This window comes from Rhizobium sp. 16-488-2b (assembly GCF_017741815.1).
Classification (GTDB): Bacteria; Pseudomonadota; Alphaproteobacteria; order Rhizobiales; family Rhizobiaceae; genus Rhizobium.
Genome location: NZ_JAGHMF010000026.1, coordinates 20,766 through 37,767, shown reverse-complemented (window position 1 = coordinate 37,767; position 17,002 = coordinate 20,766). Strand labels below are relative to the sequence as shown.

Annotated in this window: 16 protein-coding genes and 1 pseudogene; 11 read left to right on the top strand and 6 right to left on the bottom strand. The window is 61.7% G+C overall.

The window, feature by feature from the left end; all coding sequences use genetic code 11:
* Positions 1-3: 3 nt before the first annotated feature.
* The 3 genes from acnA to J5286_RS20585 all read left to right on the top strand — a co-directional run bounded on the left by acnA (position 4) and on the right by J5286_RS20585 (position 4,561).
* Positions 4-2,694 (top strand): aconitate hydratase AcnA, encoded by a 2,691-nt coding sequence (gene acnA, locus J5286_RS20595; protein WP_209191914.1) that lies wholly within the window; start codon positions 4-6, stop codon positions 2,692-2,694.
* 254 nt (positions 2,695-2,948) lie between these two features.
* Complete coding sequence (locus J5286_RS20590; protein ID WP_209191913.1) at positions 2,949-3,686, top strand: DUF1223 domain-containing protein; 738 nt, start codon at positions 2,949-2,951, stop codon at positions 3,684-3,686.
* 473 nt (positions 3,687-4,159) lie between these two features.
* Positions 4,160-4,561 (top strand): DUF2794 domain-containing protein, encoded by a 402-nt coding sequence (locus tag J5286_RS20585; RefSeq protein ID WP_111562612.1) that lies wholly within the window; start codon positions 4,160-4,162, stop codon positions 4,559-4,561.
* A gap of 6 nt (positions 4,562-4,567) precedes the next feature.
* Here J5286_RS20585 and J5286_RS20580 read toward each other — a convergent pair whose 3' ends face one another.
* Positions 4,568-5,125 carry a GNAT family N-acetyltransferase gene (locus tag J5286_RS20580; RefSeq protein WP_209191912.1) on the bottom strand — a complete coding sequence of 186 codons (558 nt, stop codon included), beginning with the start codon at positions 5,123-5,125 and terminating at the stop codon, positions 4,568-4,570.
* 458 nt (positions 5,126-5,583) lie between these two features.
* Between J5286_RS20580 and J5286_RS20575 the strand changes: the two genes are divergently transcribed.
* Complete coding sequence (locus J5286_RS20575; protein WP_209191911.1) at positions 5,584-6,054, top strand: hypothetical protein; 471 nt, start codon at positions 5,584-5,586, stop codon at positions 6,052-6,054.
* Between the two features lie 134 nt (positions 6,055-6,188).
* On the opposite strand, the gene J5286_RS20570 is transcribed toward J5286_RS20575, so the two are convergent.
* The 3 genes from J5286_RS20570 to J5286_RS20560 form a co-directional block, all read right to left on the bottom strand.
* A complete protein-coding gene (locus J5286_RS20570) occupies positions 6,189-6,923 on the bottom strand; it encodes a Bax inhibitor-1/YccA family protein (RefSeq protein WP_209191910.1) in 735 nt (244 codons plus the stop codon).
* 179 nt (positions 6,924-7,102) lie between these two features.
* Positions 7,103-9,646, bottom strand: a complete 2,544-nt coding sequence (locus J5286_RS20565; protein ID WP_209191909.1) for an ABC transporter permease — start codon at positions 9,644-9,646, stop codon at positions 7,103-7,105.
* A complete protein-coding gene (locus tag J5286_RS20560) occupies positions 9,643-10,350 on the bottom strand; it encodes an ABC transporter ATP-binding protein (protein ID WP_209191908.1) in 708 nt (235 codons plus the stop codon). The genes J5286_RS20565 and J5286_RS20560 overlap by 4 nt, the downstream gene beginning before the upstream one ends.
* Positions 10,351-10,406: 56 nt before the next feature.
* On the opposite strand from J5286_RS20560, the gene J5286_RS20555 reads away from it, so the two are divergent.
* Together J5286_RS20555 and thpR are read left to right on the top strand one after the other, a co-directional pair.
* Positions 10,407-11,051, top strand: a complete 645-nt coding sequence (locus J5286_RS20555; protein ID WP_209191907.1) for an arylesterase — start codon at positions 10,407-10,409, stop codon at positions 11,049-11,051.
* 68 nt (positions 11,052-11,119) lie between these two features.
* Positions 11,120-11,713, top strand: a complete 594-nt coding sequence (gene thpR / locus J5286_RS20550) for an RNA 2',3'-cyclic phosphodiesterase (protein WP_209191906.1) — start codon at positions 11,120-11,122, stop codon at positions 11,711-11,713.
* On the opposite strand, the pseudogene J5286_RS20545 reads toward thpR, so the two are convergent.
* Positions 11,620-12,120, bottom strand: a pseudogene (locus J5286_RS20545) (low molecular weight protein-tyrosine-phosphatase). The gene thpR and the pseudogene J5286_RS20545 sit on opposite strands and share 94 nt — an antisense overlap.
* Positions 12,121-12,153: 33 nt before the next feature.
* Here J5286_RS20545 and J5286_RS20540 point away from each other — a divergent pair.
* On the top strand, positions 12,154-12,459 hold the full coding sequence (locus tag J5286_RS20540; RefSeq protein ID WP_209191905.1) for a 4a-hydroxytetrahydrobiopterin dehydratase: 306 nt from the start codon (positions 12,154-12,156) through the stop codon (positions 12,457-12,459).
* A gap of 89 nt (positions 12,460-12,548) precedes the next feature.
* Positions 12,549-12,953 (top strand): YkvA family protein, encoded by a 405-nt coding sequence (locus tag J5286_RS20535; protein WP_018902272.1) that lies wholly within the window; start codon positions 12,549-12,551, stop codon positions 12,951-12,953.
* A 7-nt stretch (positions 12,954-12,960) separates the two neighbouring features.
* Here J5286_RS20535 and J5286_RS20530 read toward each other — a convergent pair whose 3' ends face one another.
* Positions 12,961-13,521, bottom strand: coding sequence for a sigma-70 family RNA polymerase sigma factor (locus J5286_RS20530; protein ID WP_209191904.1), 561 nt, complete (start codon positions 13,519-13,521; stop codon positions 12,961-12,963).
* 332 nt (positions 13,522-13,853) lie between these two features.
* Between J5286_RS20530 and J5286_RS20525 the strand changes: the two genes are divergently transcribed.
* From J5286_RS20525 to J5286_RS20515, 3 genes are all read left to right on the top strand, one after another.
* Positions 13,854-14,426, top strand: coding sequence for an invasion associated locus B family protein (locus tag J5286_RS20525; RefSeq protein WP_209191903.1), 573 nt, complete (start codon positions 13,854-13,856; stop codon positions 14,424-14,426).
* 227 nt (positions 14,427-14,653) lie between these two features.
* On the top strand, positions 14,654-15,889 hold the full coding sequence (gene rlmN, locus J5286_RS20520; protein ID WP_018902275.1) for a dual-specificity RNA methyltransferase RlmN: 1,236 nt from the start codon (positions 14,654-14,656) through the stop codon (positions 15,887-15,889).
* Positions 15,890-16,008: 119 nt separating this feature from the next.
* The gene (locus tag J5286_RS20515) at positions 16,009-16,965 is read left to right on the top strand and encodes an ABC transporter substrate-binding protein (RefSeq protein WP_209215378.1); all 957 of its coding nucleotides are present in this window, start codon (positions 16,009-16,011) and stop codon (positions 16,963-16,965) included.
* The last annotated feature ends 37 nt before the right edge of the window (positions 16,966-17,002 follow it).

The following is a 17,002-nucleotide window of genomic DNA, read 5'->3' as shown; positions in this document are numbered from 1 at the left end:
CTCGTGTCTAAATCACTTGATAGCTTCCACTGTCGTTCCGTCCTTACCGTCGCTGGTAAGGACTATGTCTATTTCAGCCTGCCGAAGGCCGAAGCAAACGGCCTGCCCGGCGTTTCCAAGCTTCCCTATTCGATGAAGGTTCTGCTCGAGAACCTGCTGCGCTTCGAGGACGGCCAGTCCGTGACCAAGGAGCATATCCTTGGCGTCGCCGAATGGCTGAACAACAAGGGCACCGTCGAAAACGAAATCGCCTATCGCCCGGCGCGCGTTCTGATGCAGGACTTCACCGGCGTTCCCGCCGTGGTCGACCTTGCGGCGATGCGCGACGCGATGGTCTCGCTCGGTGGCGATCCTGAGAAGATCAACCCGCTGGTGCCGGTCGATCTCGTCATCGACCACTCGGTCATCGTCGACGAATTCGGCACGCCGCAGGCCTTCTCCAGGAACGTCGAGCTGGAATACCAGCGCAATGGCGAACGCTACCGCTTCCTGAAATGGGGCCAGCAGGCCTTCCAGAATTTCCGCGTCGTGCCTCCAGGCACCGGCATCTGTCACCAGGTCAATCTCGAATATCTCGGCCAGACCGTGTGGACGAAGGAAGAGGACGGCGAGACGATCGCTTATCCTGACACCTGCGTCGGCACGGACAGCCATACGACGATGATCAACGGTCTCGGCGTGCTCGGCTGGGGTGTTGGTGGTATCGAGGCGGAAGCGGCCATGCTTGGCCAGCCGGTGTCGATGCTGCTGCCTGAAGTCATCGGCTTCAAGCTGACGGGCAAGCTCAAGGAAGGCGTGACTGCCACCGACCTCGTGCTGATGGTCGTGCAGATGCTGCGCAAGAAGGGCGTGGTCTCGAAGTTCGTCGAGTTTTTCGGCCCCGGCATGGATAACATGCCGCTCGCGGACCGCGCGACGATCGGCAATATGGGCCCGGAATACGGCGCCACCTGCGGCTTCTTCCCTGTTGATGGCGAAACCATCAACTACCTCACCATGTCCGGCCGCTCGCATGATCGCATCGCGCTGGTCGAAGCCTATTCGAAGGCGCAGGGCATGTGGCGCGAGGGCGATGGCTCCGATCTCGTCTTCACCGACACGCTGGAGCTCGATCTCGGCGACGTCGTGCCCGCCATGGCCGGCCCGAAGCGTCCCGAAGGCCGCATCCCGCTGGAAAACATCGCGTCCGGTTTCGCCGGCTCGATGGATGCCGATTACAAGAAGCCCGGCCAGCTCTCCAACCGCTACGCGGTGGAAGGCACCGATTTCGATCTCGGCCACGGCGACGTGGCGATTGCCGCCATCACGTCGTGCACCAACACGTCCAACCCGTCAGTCCTGATCGCCGCCGGCCTTCTGGCCCGCAATGCCGTCGCCAAGGGGCTGAAGACCAAGCCGTGGGTCAAGACCTCGCTGGCGCCGGGATCTCAGGTGGTCGGCGAGTATCTGGCGAAATCCGGCCTGCAGGCCGATCTCGACAAGCTCGGCTTCAACCTCGTCGGCTTCGGCTGCACGACCTGCATCGGCAACTCGGGGCCCCTTCCGGCGCCGATCTCGAAGACGATCAACGACAAGGGCCTGATCGTTTCGGGCGTTCTCTCCGGCAACCGCAACTTCGAAGGCCGTATCTCGCCCGACGTGCAGGCGAACTATCTGGCCTCGCCGCCGCTCGTGGTCGCCTACGCGCTGGCCGGTACTGTGCAAAAAGACCTCACCAAGGAGCCGATCGGCGAGGACCAGAGCGGCAACCCCGTCTATCTGAAGGATATCTGGCCGACCTCGCACGAAGTGCAGGCCTTCATCCAGAAATACGTCACCCGCGAACTCTACGAGACGAAATATGCCGACGTCTTCAAGGGTGATGCCAATTGGCAGGCCGTGCAGGTTCCTCCGGGCCAGACCTATGCCTGGGACGACAACTCGACCTATGTGCAGAACCCGCCCTACTTTGTCGGCATGGGCAAGACCGGCTCCGGTGTCTCCGACATCAAGGGTGCGCGCGTCCTCGGTCTGTTCGGCGACAAGATCACCACCGACCACATCTCTCCGGCAGGTTCGATCAAGGCTGCCTCGCCGGCCGGCGCCTATCTGCTGGAGCACAATGTCGGCGTGGCCGACTTCAACCAGTACGGCACGCGTCGCGGTAATCACGAGGTGATGATGCGCGGCACCTTCGCCAATATCCGCATCCGCAATCACATGCTCGGCCCGAACGGCAAGGAAGGTGGCTACACCATCCACTACCCGTCGAAGGAAGAGGAATCGATCTACGATGCGGCCATGCAGTACAAGGCCGAGGGCGTTCCGCTCGTCATCTTCGCCGGCGTCGAATACGGCAACGGCTCGTCGCGCGACTGGGCGGCGAAGGGCACCAACCTGCTCGGCGTCAAGGCCGTGATCGCGCAAAGCTTCGAGCGCATCCACCGCTCGAACCTCGTCGGCATGGGCGTCATCCCCTTCGTCTTCGAGGAGGGCACGACCTGGGCGACGCTGGGGCTGAAGGGCGACGAGACCGTCACCATCGAGGGGCTCGAGAACATCAAGCCGCGCGAGAGGAAGATCGCGAAAATCACCTATGGCGACGGCACCGTGAAGGACGTTCCGCTCTTGTCGCGCGTCGATACGCTCGACGAGGTGATCTACCTCAACAATGGCGGCATCCTGCAGACGGTGTTGCGGGATCTCGCAGCCTGATCGGCTCGGATTTTTAACGGATTGCATGATAATGGCCGCCGGAAAGCGATTCTGGCGGCTTTTTCGTGTTCGGGAGGCTGCAAAGGGGCTGCCTCACGGCGAAGTGTTGCGGAGTTGTCCCACGCGGACGCCGTCTCACCCGTTCGTGATTTTTCGTTTGGATCGGGAGAGATTATCTCTAGGTTGAAGAGACGGAGCCCTTGCCAAGCTTTTTGGTCCGGTAAGGGTGGGAGAGGAAAAGAGGTAGAGGTGCAATGTCGCCGCGGTTTTTGATTTCGCTGATTGCAGGTGTCGCTCTGGCGAGCCCTTTGCTCGCCGACGAGGCGCCCAAAGGCGTGGTCGAACTGTTCACCTCCCAGGGTTGCGCCTCATGCCCTCCCGCCGACGCGGCTTTCCGCAAGCTTGTTGAGCGTGGCGATATCATCGCTCTCGCCTATCATGTCGATTACTGGAACTACATGGGCTGGGCCGACACGCTGAGCTCGAAGGAAAACACCGAGCGGCAGTACGGCTATGCGAAGACCATGGGCCGCGCCAATGTCTACACGCCGCAGGTGGTGGTGAACGGCCGCGATCATGTCATGGGCTCGGATATCGGCGGCATCGAGAAGAAGGTCGACGGCTTTCTCACCGGTGGCGAGGGGCTGACCGTTCCCATCAAGGCCGAGGTCAAGGGCGACCAGCTTGAGATCAACGTTGCGCCCGGCCAGGGCAAAGCCAATGTCGTCATGGTCTATTTCGATCGCGAAAAGACGATCGAGGTGCAGAAGGGCGAAAACAGCGGCCAGAAGATCGCCTATACGCACAGCGTCTCGGATGTCGAAACGGTCGGCATGTGGGATGGCAAGCAGACAAAGCTGACGTTGCCGGCCACCGTGCTGCAGAAACCCGATCTCGAGGGATGCGCGGTGCTGCTTCAGTCGTCCACGACCGACGGAACGCCATCGGCGATCCTTGGCGCCACCGTCGTCATGGCCGGCAAGAACATCTGAGCCGCCACAGTACTAAGCATGTCGCGCAAAAGTGTGCAGCGGTTTTGCGGCGACGACATGCGACAAAACAAAGACTTGAAGCGTGACTAGCGAATCCGAAGGATCGCGACACGCTTCAAAGGGTTTCATCTGTCTTTTCAGGTGGAAGCGGGGCGGCCCGACTGATCGTATTCGGGGCTGGGGTTAAGGTCGATACGGTCAGCCGGGCCCTTTGGCGCGCTGGCGCCAAACAGTCACATCTCCTCCAAATTGCCGAAAGACGATGCGCAGAATTCAGTGTCGGCGAACCCGCTGAGGATGCGCCGGTCAAGTGCGAGCGAATTTCACTTTTAATTGAGGCGCTGTTTTGACTGAAATGCGGCACGCGGCAGATTGCACAGACTATGCTTAATGCGCGCGAGGCCGCGCTTGCAATTTGTAAAGGCTAAGGCAAACTGTCACCCGCGTGTCACGAACGGAGGCATTCGAGACTGATGACAGATCAGCCGGATTTGCGGCGTGGGAATAATCGGGCCACCGACAGCGATTCCCCCGTCGTCGTGGATATCAGGGACTTCAAGCAGAGTAAGGACCCGTTGCCGGTGACGTTTCACCGGCGAGAGTTGGATGCGATCCTGTGGATCTACGGGCGCATGGTCGGCGAAGGCGAGTGGCGGGACTACGCGATCGACCACCTGAAGGACCTTGCCGTCTTCTCCGTCTTCAAGCGCTCCGGCGAAATGCCGCTCTTCCGTATCGAAAAGAATCCCAAGCTCGCCGCCAAGCAGGGCGCCTATTCCGTCGTCAACACCCACGGCCAGATTCTGAAGCGCGGCCACGACCTGCAGCAGGTGCTGAAGGTGTTCAACAAGTCGCTGAAGCTTGTCGAGAAATAGGCGCCATCAACCCAGAAACAGCGTGCCCGGATAGGTGTCTGGATCGGGATCGGTCGCAGTGCCGGCGCCGAGCACACGCTGCATCAGCATCGTGTCCAGCCAGCGCCCCTGTTTGAAGCCGGAGCCCTTGATGCGGCCGATCTCCACGAAGCCATGGCTTGCATGCAGCGCGATCGAGGCCGGATGCGCACCGCCGATCACGGCGATCATCTGGCGGAAGCCGAGCGTGGTCGTTCGCGCTATCAACTCCTCCAGCAACCGCTTGCCGATGCCTCTGCCCTGCGCTTCCGGCGCCAGATAGATCGAATCCTCGACCATGAAGCGATAGGCCGGCCGTGTGCGGAAAGCCGATGCATAGGCATAACCGACGAGCGCGCCGGTCTCGCCCACGGCGGCGATATAGGGGTAGCCCTTCGACACGATTGCTTCGAAGCGCGCCGCCATCTCGTCGCGATCCGGCGGGGAGATCTCATAGCTCGCGACGCCGTTCAGCACGGATTCACGGTAGATGGCGGTGATCGCGTCGATGTCGGAAAGGGAAGCGTCGCGGAGGAGAACGGGCATGGGGCGGGCCGATGTCTGGAGAGATGGTGTTCGTTGCTTGAAGAGCATTCGCAGCGGCAGTTGGCAAGGGGGAAGCAGACGGGCTGCGATGGTTGGGAGGGGGCGGGTGGTCCATTAGCGTCGCATCCTTGGAAGCGTGCTTAGATTCTCGGGACGAGCCCGAGAATGACGGCGGAGTGTGTGGTTGCCGCCGGTAACCTATTGAAACAAAGGCACTTACCCCCTTGTCGACGTCATCCTCGGCCTTGTGCCGAGGATCTAAGCACGTCTCCAGGCGCACGACGTCGATGACTGTTCATCGCCTACTTCGCCGAGCAGCGCTACGCTGTCTACTGCTCAGACCTATACCCATCTTGAGAACTTCCCCCCCCTGAAGCAGCATTGCAACTTCGGCGTTCCCAAAGCCTTGCCTCTTGCGGCTGGCTGCTTTAGCTCATGAATGAAATGGAGCAGACCTAATGATTTTCATGGTAATCGCGGTCCCGATCGTCTTGGTCTGCTTTCTGCTGTTTCCCCGCCACACGTTGATCGTCGTTGCCGCCCTTGCCTGCGTCGGCGCTGCAGTCGGTCTCTATCTCTATTTCCAGCAATCCGACCGGCTGAACTCGGCGAGCCTGGTGTCGGGCACGAGCAGCGGAACCAGCGGTTGCCAGGATCCGGACAAGCCGGTTTTCGTCGAGCTGTCGAATGCCTCCGACCGGCAGGTCAATATCGTGCGTTTCCGGCTGATCGCGAAGCGTCCGGGGTTCAGCGGCGAGGTCTATTCGGATTATTTCAGCAGCGACAAGATCATCGCGCCGCATAGTGAGTACGGCAGCTGCTGGGCGTTGAACCGCTACCGTGGTCTGGACACCCTGCCGGGCCGCCCCTCGCCTGCCGATTTCGAATGGTCCGTCGATATCTCGTCGGTCGATTTCGCCGGCAACTAAGCGCACGTCCCAAGGCCCCTCGATCGACCAAAGAAAAACCGCCTGCAACATCCCTGCTGCAAGCGGTTCTGATCGTCTCGAACGTGTCGTCTGTATCAAGGGCGACAGCGTCGCCCTGTCTCTCGCTCTTCGTCTTACTTGCGGTTGCCCATGAACTGCAGCAGGAACATGAAGAGGTTGATGAAGTCGAGGTAGAGCGTCAGCGCGCCCATGATCGCCTTGCGGCCGGCCATGGTGGCGTCGGCGGCGTAGTACATTTCCTTGATGCGCTGCGTATCGTAGGCCGTCAGGCCCGCGAAGATCAGCACGCCGATCACCGAGATCGCGAACTGCATGGCCGAGGAGGCCAGGAAGATGTTGACGATCGAGGCGATGATCAGGCCGAAGAGACCCATCATCAGGAACGAGCCCATGGCCGAAAGGTCACGACGGGTCGTGTAGCCATAGAGCGAGAGCGCGCCGAACGAGGCGGCCGTCACGAAGAAGGTCTGCACGACGCTCTGGCCGGTGTAGATCAGGAAGATCGACGACAGCGACAGGCCGACAAGCGCTGCATAGACCGCGAAGGTCGTCTGCGCGGCCGATACGCTCATCGAATTGATCCTGAAGCTCAGGAAGAAGACCAGCGCCAGCGGAGCGAAGATCACCACCCACTTCAGCGGGCTGGTGTAGATCGCTGCGCCGAATGCGGTCAGCTGGCCGTTGGAGACGGCGAATGTGAATGCGAAATAGGCGGCCAGGCCGGTGATCGCCAGGCCGATAGCCATCAGGTTGTAAACCTTCAGCATATAGCTGCGAAGGCCCTGATCGATCTCGCCGGTCTGGACACCGCTCTGAACGCGGCCCTGGTAATTTCTTAGGTCAGCCATGATTTCCTCTTGTCAGCTCCGAATGAACACGGTGTCGGGTTTTCTTGCCCGGGCGCCGCTGCGGAGCTTCAGCATGCCTGCGGATAATATGAGCCTTTCGCCCTTTGCAAACAAGAGCCTTGCAACCCGCGATCGGGTTAAATCGCCGTAAGGTGCCGGAATTATTTCAACCCGGCCACTCAGAGCTCGCGCAAAACGGGTGCCGCCTTCTGGCCGAGAATGCGCCATGTGCCGATCAGGCCGATGCCGACGGTCAGCACCAAGGCCGTGACGATCGTCATACCGGCGACGTCAGGCAGGAACTGCGAGGGGATCTTCATGATGCGGGCGACGATGAACCAGGCGGCGACGCCGCCCGAGAGCAGCGCGAAGACGGCCGTCGCGAGCCCGAGGATCAGATACTCGTAGCAGAAGGCGCGCATCAGCATGCGCCTTGTGGCGCCGAGCGTCTTCAGCACCACGGCATCATGGGTGCGGGCGCGGTTGCCAGCGGCAAGCGCGCCTGCGAGCACCAGCACCGAGGCGATGAGGGCGACGGAGGCCGCGGCGCGGATCGCGGTTGCCAGCTGCGCCACCAGCGAATTGACGATGTCGATCGCATCCTTGACGCGCACGCTGGTGATCGTCGGATAGGTGTTGGTCACCGATTTCAGGATCGCGGCTTCCTGCGAGGATGTCGCCTTGGGATCGGTAAGCGTCGCCAGCCAGGCATGCGGGGCACCCTTGAAGGTGTTGGGCGAGAAGACCATGACGAAGTTGATCGACAGGCTCTCCCACTGCACCTTGCGTAGATTGGCGATCTTCGCCGTCATGTTGCGGCCGAGAACGTTGACGGTGACGGTATCGCCGACCTTGAGGCCGAGTTCGCCCGCCTCTTCCGCTGAAAACGACACCAGCGGCTCGCCGCTGTAATCCTTGTCCCACCATGTGCCCTCGGTCAGCACGGCGTTTTCGGGAAGTGTATCGGAGTAGGTGATGCCACGGTCGCCGCGCAGCACCCACTGGCCCGATGGCGGCACCTTGCGCTTGGTCACGTCCTCGCCGTTGAAGGCAAGGATACGGCCGCGCAGCATCGGCACCTCGACCAGCTTGCCATCGGGCGCATCGGTCTTCACCAGATTGCGGAAGCCGTCGAGTTCGGCGCCCTGGATGTCGACGAAGAAGAAGTTCGGTGCGCCATCAGCCATGCGGCCGGTGAGCTGCTGTCTCAGATTGCCGTCGATCAGCGTCAGGGTGACGAGCAGCGCCAGGCCGAGGCCAAGCGAGAGCACGACGGAAGGTGTAAGCGCGCCGGGGCGGTGGATATTGCCGATCGCAAGCCTCAGCGCCGGCGAGTTGACACGCGGGCTGCGGCGGGCAAGCCAAGCAATGCCGGCAGCCACCAGCCGCAGGACGACGAAGGCAAAGGCGATGGCGCCGATGAAGACGATCGCGATGAAGCGATCATGGGCGGTCGCCACCGCAAGGGCTGCAAGGGCTGCCAGGAAGACGGCGGCCATCAGAATGTAGGGCCAGGAAGGCAGGCGACGGGCCTCGAAGCCCTGCTCGCGAAACAGCGCCGTCGGCGGCACTTCGCGGGCATGGCCGAGCGGCATGATGGCGAAGGCGAGCGTCGTCAGCACACCGAAGAGCACGGCCAGCGACAGAGCCACCGGATAGAGCGTCGGCGCGGTCGAGACCGGCAGGAACTGCGCCAGGAACTGGGCCGCCAGAATGGGGGCCAACGCGCCGATGACGAGGCCGATTGCGATGCCGCCCAGCGCGATGAGGCCGATCTGGAAGAGGTAGATGAGGACAACGGTCGAGGCCGGGGCGCCCAGGCACTTGAAGGTGGCGATCGTCGTGCGCTTGGCGTCGAGGAAGGCGCGCACCGCATTCGCCACGCCGACGCCGCCGACGATCAGCGCGGTCAGGCCAACCAGTGTCAGGAACTGCGAGAATCGCTCGATGTTTTCGGTAAGCGAAGGGGCGGCGCGGTCGCTCGTGCGGATCGACCAGCCGGCCGAGGGGAAATCCTTGGTGGCGCGGTCGCGGATGCCTGCCATGTCCGATCGGTCGTTCAGCTTGATCTTGTAGCTGTGCTCCACGAGGCTGCCGGTCTGGATCAGGCCCGAGGCCTGCAGAGCCTGGCGGCTCACCATCAGGCGCGGCGCGAAGCCGAAGCCTTCGGAGACCGCGTCCGGTTCGGTCTTCACCGTGCCGGTGATGTTGACGATGACGTTGCCGAGCAGCAGCTCGTCGCCGATCTTGAGGCCGAGACGCTCCAGAAGCAGTGGCGCGGCCAACGCGCCATAGGTGCCGTCCTGATCGGCAAGAAGCGTATGCAGCGGGTAGTTGGGCTCGGCCTCGAAGCTGCCATAGAGCGGATAGGCGTCGTCGACGGCCTTGACCTCGACCAGCGCCTGATCCGATCCATCAGGCTTGCGGGCCATGGAGCGCAGTCCCGTCGATACCGAGACCTTGCCGAGCGAGCGCAGGAAATCCAGCTCGTTGGCGGCCGCCTCGCGGTTGTTGAGCTCGAAGCGCACGTCGCCGGCCAGAATCTCCTGGCCGCGCGTGGCAATCGTGTCGGTGATCGACTGCGAGACCGAGTTGACCGCGGCAATCGCGCCGGTGCCGAGCGCGATGCAGGCGAGGAAGATGTAAAAGCCTCTCAGGCCGCCGCGCAGCTCACGAAGGGCAAGACGGAAGGCGAGCGCGATACGCGGGGTGATCAGCGTCATGCAATGGCCACTTCGGCTTCAATCGCGGCGCTGTCGCCCTCTATCTTGCCGGAGCGGACGCGGATCTGGCGCGAGCAGCGCTTGGCGAGCGCGTTATCGTGGGTGACGAGGACAAGCGTCATGCCGCGCTCGGCCTGCTTGGAAAACAGGAGATCTGCGATCTGGCGGCCGGTGTCGGTGTCGAGATTGCCTGTTGGTTCATCCGCGATCAGGAGCGCCGGCGATGGCGCAAGCGCGCGAGCGATCGCCACGCGCTGCTGCTCGCCACCGGAAAGCTGGCCGGGATAGTGGTTCAACCGGTCGCCGAGGCCGACGGATTTCAGCTCGCGGCGAGCGATCTCGAAGGGATTGGCGACGTTGGCGAGCTCGAGCGGCACGGCGACGTTTTCAAGCGCCGTCATGTTGGCGATCAGGTGGAAGGACTGGAAGACGATGCCGATGTTGCGGCCACGGAAATCGGCGACCTGATCCTCGCTCATCGTATGCAGGGGGGCTTCGTTGATTGATATCTCGCCGCTATCCAGCCGCTCGAGACCAGCAAGCACCATCAGCAGCGTCGACTTGCCGGAGCCGGAAGGGCCGACGATACCGACCGATTCACCGGCGGCGATCTCGAGATCGATGCCCTTCAGGACATGCACGGAGGCCGCGGCACTGCCGAGCGTCAGATCGGCCCGTTTCAGATCGATGATGGTTTTTGCCAACGGTAAATGCCCTACCTATATGAAAGCCCAGCTGCCGCCAATTTAGGGACAATGGGATGAGATTTAAAGTTGCGGGTCTTCACATCGCTGTCATCGTCTTTTCGATGATGCTTTCGGTTTCAGCGCAGGCGCGCACGATCAATCTCGTCGGCTTCGGCGACAGCCTGATGGCGGGATATCAATTGCCGCCCGGCGACGGCTTTCCGGAGAAACTGCAGGCGGCGCTGAAGGCCAAGGGACTCGATGTTACGGTGGCGAACGCAGGCGTGTCCGGCGACACCACGACGGGCGGGCTTTCGCGCATTGACTGGTCGGTGCCTGATGGCACCGATGCGGTCATTCTGGAGCTCGGCGCCAACGACGCGCTGCGCGGTATCGCGCCCGAACAAAGTGAGAAGAATCTCGACCAAATGATTACCCGGCTCAAGGAGCGCGGGATCGCGGTCTTCCTCGCCGGCATGATGGCGCCGCCGAACATGGGTGGCGACTACGCCGCGCGGTTCAACCCGATCTACGAGAAACTCGCCAAAAAACATGGCCTTACGCTCTATCCGTTCTTCCTAGACGGCGTCGTTCTCGATGCGTCGCTGAAGCTGGAAGACGGCATGCACCCCAATTCCAAAGGCGTGGATACCATGGTTCAAAAGATGGAACCGGCAATCACACAATTCATTGGAACGTTGCCGACTGTGAAGAATTAGGGACTTGCGCACGTGATCAATGCGTGATTCCGTGTGAGCACCTGCAAAAGATTCGGGGAGTGCTCGTTATGCCGAGACTGTTTACCGCCCTCGAAATTCCGCGCAATGCGGCGATGAGCCTGTCATTGTTGCGCGGTGGTCTCCCTGGCGCCCGATGGATCGATGTGGAAAACTACCACATCACCCTGCGCTTCATCGGTGATGTCGATAATCGCACGGCCGACGAGATCGTCGACCGGCTCGACCGCATCGACAGGCCGGAATTCCAGATCAAGCTCGACGGTATCGGCGCTTTCGGCTCGAAGAAACCGCATTCGGTCTGGGCCGGTGTCACGCAAAATCCCGAAATGTATGCCCTGCAGGCCGAAATCGAGCGGATCTGCCAGCGGATCGGCCTTCCGCCGGATCCGCGCAAGTTCACTCCGCATGTGACGCTGGCGCGGCTGAAATCCTCGCGCGTCGACGATGTGGTGCATTATCTTGCCGGACGCGGCAATTTCCAGACCGCATCCTTCACCGTGCCGCGCTTCGTGCTTCTCTCGTCGCGCGATTCGGTCGGCGGCGGGCCTTATCTGACGGAAGAGGTGTTCCCGCTGCGCGAGGCGCTGTCTGCGCCGAGCGTCGACAACAGCTTCCTGCAGCCGGCCAAGAGCCTGGCATAAACCGCCTCGAAGCCATCGGCGCCGCCATATTAGGGATCGGGGATATCCTCTCCGCTCCCGAGCGCCAGATCACCGAACAGATGGATGTTCCCTGCATCGCGATCGAGCGCCTTCAAGGCGGCGACGTTGTTTCGGTCCATGGCAATGATCAGATCGAAATCGGCAAAATCATGCTTGCGGATGCGCCGCGCGCGCTGAGCTGATATGTCTATGCCGTGGTGGCGGGCAGTCGCGATCGACCGTCTGTCGGGCTCATCGCCCTCATGCCAGCTGCCGGTGCCGGCGGAATCGACAAGAAAGCGGTCGGAGAGGCCGGCTTGCGAGGCGAGGTGGCTGAAGACGCCTTCGGCCAGCGGCGAGCGGCAGATATTGCCCATGCAAACAAACAGGATACTGGTGCGTTTCATAAGAGACCCATGGTGAACGCAAAGGACAATCGCATGAAACGGGACAAACTGGAACGCCAGGCGATCAGCGACGAACTGGCGAAACTCGACGGCTGGTCGCTTGGCGACGGCGGCAAGTCGATCACCAGGAGCTACAAGTTCAAAAACTTCGTCGAGGCCTTCGGCTTCATGACGGAGGTAGCCCTTGCCGCCGAAAAGCTCGACCACCATCCGGAATGGTTCAACGTCTATTCCAAGGTGGATGTGACGCTCAGCACCCATTCGGCCGACGGGCTGACGGAGCTCGATTTCAAGCTGGCGGGCCTGATGGAGAAGGCCGCGGCGCGGCGGATCGATTGAATCGCAGCCGAAGACCCCCCATATTCTGGCCTGACCTCAAAAGGGCCAACTGGAACACAAAGGGCCAAGTGGACAGGGACCAAGTGGACATGGACGACGTCAAATACGGTGAAATCCTGCTGCCGGGCGATGAAGAAACGCAGGAGCGGCGGGAAAAGAGCGTTCGGCAGAAATTCTGGCCGACCTTCCGCAAGGCGGCGCGCAAGATCCCGTTCTCACGCGATGTCGTTGCCGCCTATTACTGCGCGCTCGACCGGGAGACACCGCTCAAGGTGCGCGGCACCCTGCTCGCCGCCCTTGCTTATTTCGTGCTGCCCGTCGACATGATCCCCGACGTGCTTGTCGGCATCGGCTTCACCGACGACATCGCCGTCCTCTCGGCCGCCTTCGCCATGGTCAACCGCCACATCCGCCCCAACCACTACGAAGCCGCCGACAAGGCGCTGCAAGACGCGCCCGATCGCGTGCGGCCCGAGGATATGAAGACGGTGTAGCGCACGCTCACGCGTTTTCCGCTTCCAGCACCTTCTTAAGCTTGCCGAAGGCGAGCCGGATGCGGGATTTGACGGTGCCGAGCGGCAAGCCGGTCGATTCGGCGATTTCGGAGTGGGATTGGCCGAGGAAGAAGGCGGCGCGGAGCATTTCGCGCTGTTCTTCGGGCAATTGGCTCACCGCTTCACGAACTTGTGCATCGCGATCGCCATTGGCGACCAGCTCGTCGGCGCCGATCTCGGCGGTCGGCTGCAGCGCCGGATCGTCCTCGTCGAGGATGCGGGCGCGGGCGCGGCGCTGCAGGTCGATGCGGCGGTTGCGGGCGATGCGGAAGAGCCAGGTGGAGAGCGACGAGCGGCTCGAATCGTAGAGATCGGCCTTGTGCCAGAGCACGATCATGACCTCCTGGACGAGCTCTTCGGCCTCGCTTGCGGTCATTTTCTGCCTGAGAAGCCAGGATTTCAGGCGCGGAGCGAAATAGTCGAACAGGATGGCGAACGCCTGCTGGTCGCGGCGTTCCGCCACAGCCCCAGCTAGGGCAGCGAAGCGCTGTTTGTCCTCGGCGTCCATTCCGTTCGAAAGCCCCCTGGCTCGATGAAATCCTTGACGGATTTCCAGTCCTTATTCACGTACATCGGTTTTTCGAAACGTCAAACTCTTGCCGTTATCTTTATGTCTTAAATTCCTTAAGAGCGATGGTTTCAGATCATTTCCGGACTACATCATCCCGAGCGTTAATCCGGCGCTCAACATTGACACCCGGGTGGAAATGGCACAGGCACGGACTTCTCGCGGCCTGCGTTGACGCTTTGGTAACCTGAATTAAGTCAAAATAAAGCAGATCGTGATTATGCGCCGCCCGCTCGCTCGGGCTCGAATCGCAAGAACCGGCAGGAATATCCATGTTTGTAAAAAGTACCGTACTCGCCCTTTCCCTCGTTCTCGCCGGCGCCGGCATCGCATCCGCACAGTCCAAGAAGCCCGCAGCCGCCGCGCAGCAGCCAGCCGCCGCGCAGCAGCCAGCCGCCGCCGCTTCCACCGCGCCGACCCGCATCCAGCAGTTCCAGGCCTGGGGCGCCTATTCCTACAAGCAGGGCAACAGCACCGTCTGCTACGTCCTCTCGGTGCCGACCGAAAAGAAGCCCGCCGGCATCGACCACGGCGAGAACTTCTTCATCGTCTCGCAGCGCCCGGGCCAGAACATCTCCTACGAGCCGCAGGCGATGATGGGCTACACCGTCAAGGACGCCTCGAAGATCAACGTTGTCATCGACAACAAGACCTTCGTGATGTTCACCAAGGACAAGGCCGGCTGGGTCGAGAATGCAGCGCAGGAACCGGCGCTGGTCGCCGCCATGAAGGGCGGCCACTCGATGACCGTCAACGCCACCTCGCGCAAGGGCACGGCGACGTCCTACAGCTATTCGCTGGCCGGCATTTCGGCTTCGCTGAAGCAGATTGAAAGCTGCAAGTAAGCGCTGGCGACACACGCCTCATTTTCGAAGGCCGGCCTTGCGCCGGCCTTCGTCGTTTCCATCTATAGTGACGGATGGCAAAAATGATGCTAAAGGCGCGCACAACAGCGGATGGATCGCGGCTCGGCCGCCAAGTTCCGCATTCACTTTCTGCCTTCATGCCCGCTCCGCCCGCCAGTCATTCGGACTATCGGGAGGATCGCATGTTGAATTCGGGATTAGATTAAATGTCCGTCATGGATGCGATGACCGTTCTCAAGCCCGCAGGCAACCAGCCGGCGCGCGGCGAAGCATTGCCGAAGCCGTCGCTGATCGGCCTCACCCGCGAGGAGATGGGCGCCGCGCTGCGCGAAAAGGGCGTGCCGGAAAAGCAGATCAAGATGCGCGTGGCGCAGCTCTGGAACTGGATCTATGTGCGCGGGGTCTCCGACTTCGACCACATGGCCAATATCTCCAAGGACATGCGCGAGACGCTGAAGACGCACTTCACCATCGCAAGACCCGAGATCGTCGAGGAGCAGGTCTCCAACGACGGCACCCGCAAGTGGCTGCTGCGCTTTCCGGCGCGCGGTGCTGGTCGTCCCGTCGAGATCGAGGCCGTCTATATCCCTGAAGAAGGTCGCGGCACGCTCTGCATTTCCAGCCAGGTCGGCTGCACGCTCACCTGTTCCTTCTGTCACACCGGCACGCAGCGCCTGGTGCGCAACCTGACGGCGGAAGAAATCCTGTCGCAGCTGCTCCTCGCCCGCGACCGGCTGGGTGATTTCCCGGATCGCGAAGCGCCGCAGGGCACGATCATGCCGGCCGAGGGCCGCAAGGTCAGTAACATCGTGATGATGGGCATGGGCGAGCCGCTCTACAATTTCGACAGCGTCAAGCAGGCGCTCCTGATCGCCACCGACGGCGACGGATTGTCGCTCTCCAAGCGTCGCGTCACGCTCTCGACCTCTGGCGTCGTGCCGGAGATCTTCCGCACCGGCGACGAGATCGGCGTCATGCTGGCGATCTCGCTGCATGCGGTGCGCGACGACCTGCGCGACATCCTGGTGCCGATCAACAAGAAGTATCCGCTGAAGGAACTGATCGACGCCTGCCGCAAGTATCCGGGTCTCTCCAACGCCCGCCGCATCACCTTCGAATATGTGATGCTGAAGGACGTCAACGACAGCCTGGAAGATGCCAAGGGTCTCATCCAGTTGCTCAAGGGCGTGCCGGCGAAGATCAACCTCATCCCGTTCAACCCCTGGCCGGGCACCAACTACCAGTGCTCCGACTGGGCGCAGATCGAGAAGTTCGCCGATTTCATCAATTCGGCCGGCTATGCCTCGCCGATCCGCACGCCGCGCGGCCGCGACATCCTCGCCGCCTGCGGCCAGCTGAAGTCGGAATCGGAACGCATGCGCAAGACCGAGCGCCTGGCCTTCGAAGCGATGATGATCGCCAACCACGGCTCGGATGACTGACGCTTGCGTGATGGGTGAGTGAGTGATCAGCAAGTTTGATCCTCTCAGCATCTTCTAATGATTGATTTCATGGGCCGCTTTTTCTAAAAGCGGCCCAAAAGCATTATTGGAGGATACCCATGCGTTCTGTACTGCTCGCTGCCGTGGCCGCGACCCTTGCCCTTTCCCTGCCTGCAAAAGCCGAAGACGTGACCGTTGCGGTCACCGCGATCGTCGAACATCCGGCGCTTGACGCCGCCCGCAAGGGCGTTCTCGACGTGCTGACGGCTGCCGGCTACAAGGAAGGCGAGAACCTGAAGTTCGTGTTCCAGTCGGCACAGGGCAATCCCGCGACCGCAGCCCAGATCGCCCGCCAGTTCGCCGGTGACGGCCCGAACGTGATCGTTCCGATCTCCACCCCTTCCGCGCAGGCTGTCGTCTCCTCCACCCGCGACATCCCCGTCGTCTTCACCGCCGTGTCTGATCCGCTCGGTGCGCAGCTGGTCAAGAACATGGACAAGCCCGGCGGCAACGTCACCGGCCTTTCCGACATGTCGCCGGTTGCCGAGCATGTGGCGCTGATCAAGGAAATCCTGCCGAACGCCAAGACCATCGGCTATCTCTACAATTCCGGTGAAGCGAACTCGGTATCGCTGCTCGCGGTTCTCAAGGTCGAGGCTGAAAAGGCCGGTCTCAAGGTCGTCGAATCCGCCGCCACCAAGTCCGCCGAAGTGCAGGGTGCCGCCCGCGCGCTCGTCGGCCGTGCCGATGCGATCTATATCCCGACCGACAACACGATCATCTCGGCGCTAGAGGGTGCCGTGGCCGTTGCCGACGAGGCCAAGCTTCCGCTCTTCACCGCCGACACGGATTCCGTCTCGCGCGGCTCGGTCGCCGCTCTCGGCTTCAACTATTACGACGTCGGCAAGCAGACCGGTGAAATCGTCGTTCGCATCCTGAAGGGTGAGAACCCCGGCGATATCCCGGGCAAGGTCGCCGCCGGCAGCGATCTCGTCATCAACAAGGGCGCCGCCGCCAAGATGGGCGTGACGTTCCCTGAAAGCGTGCTGAAGCGCGCGACGAAGACGATCGACTGATCGCCAATCAATTATAGAGACCTGAATGATCAGCCGC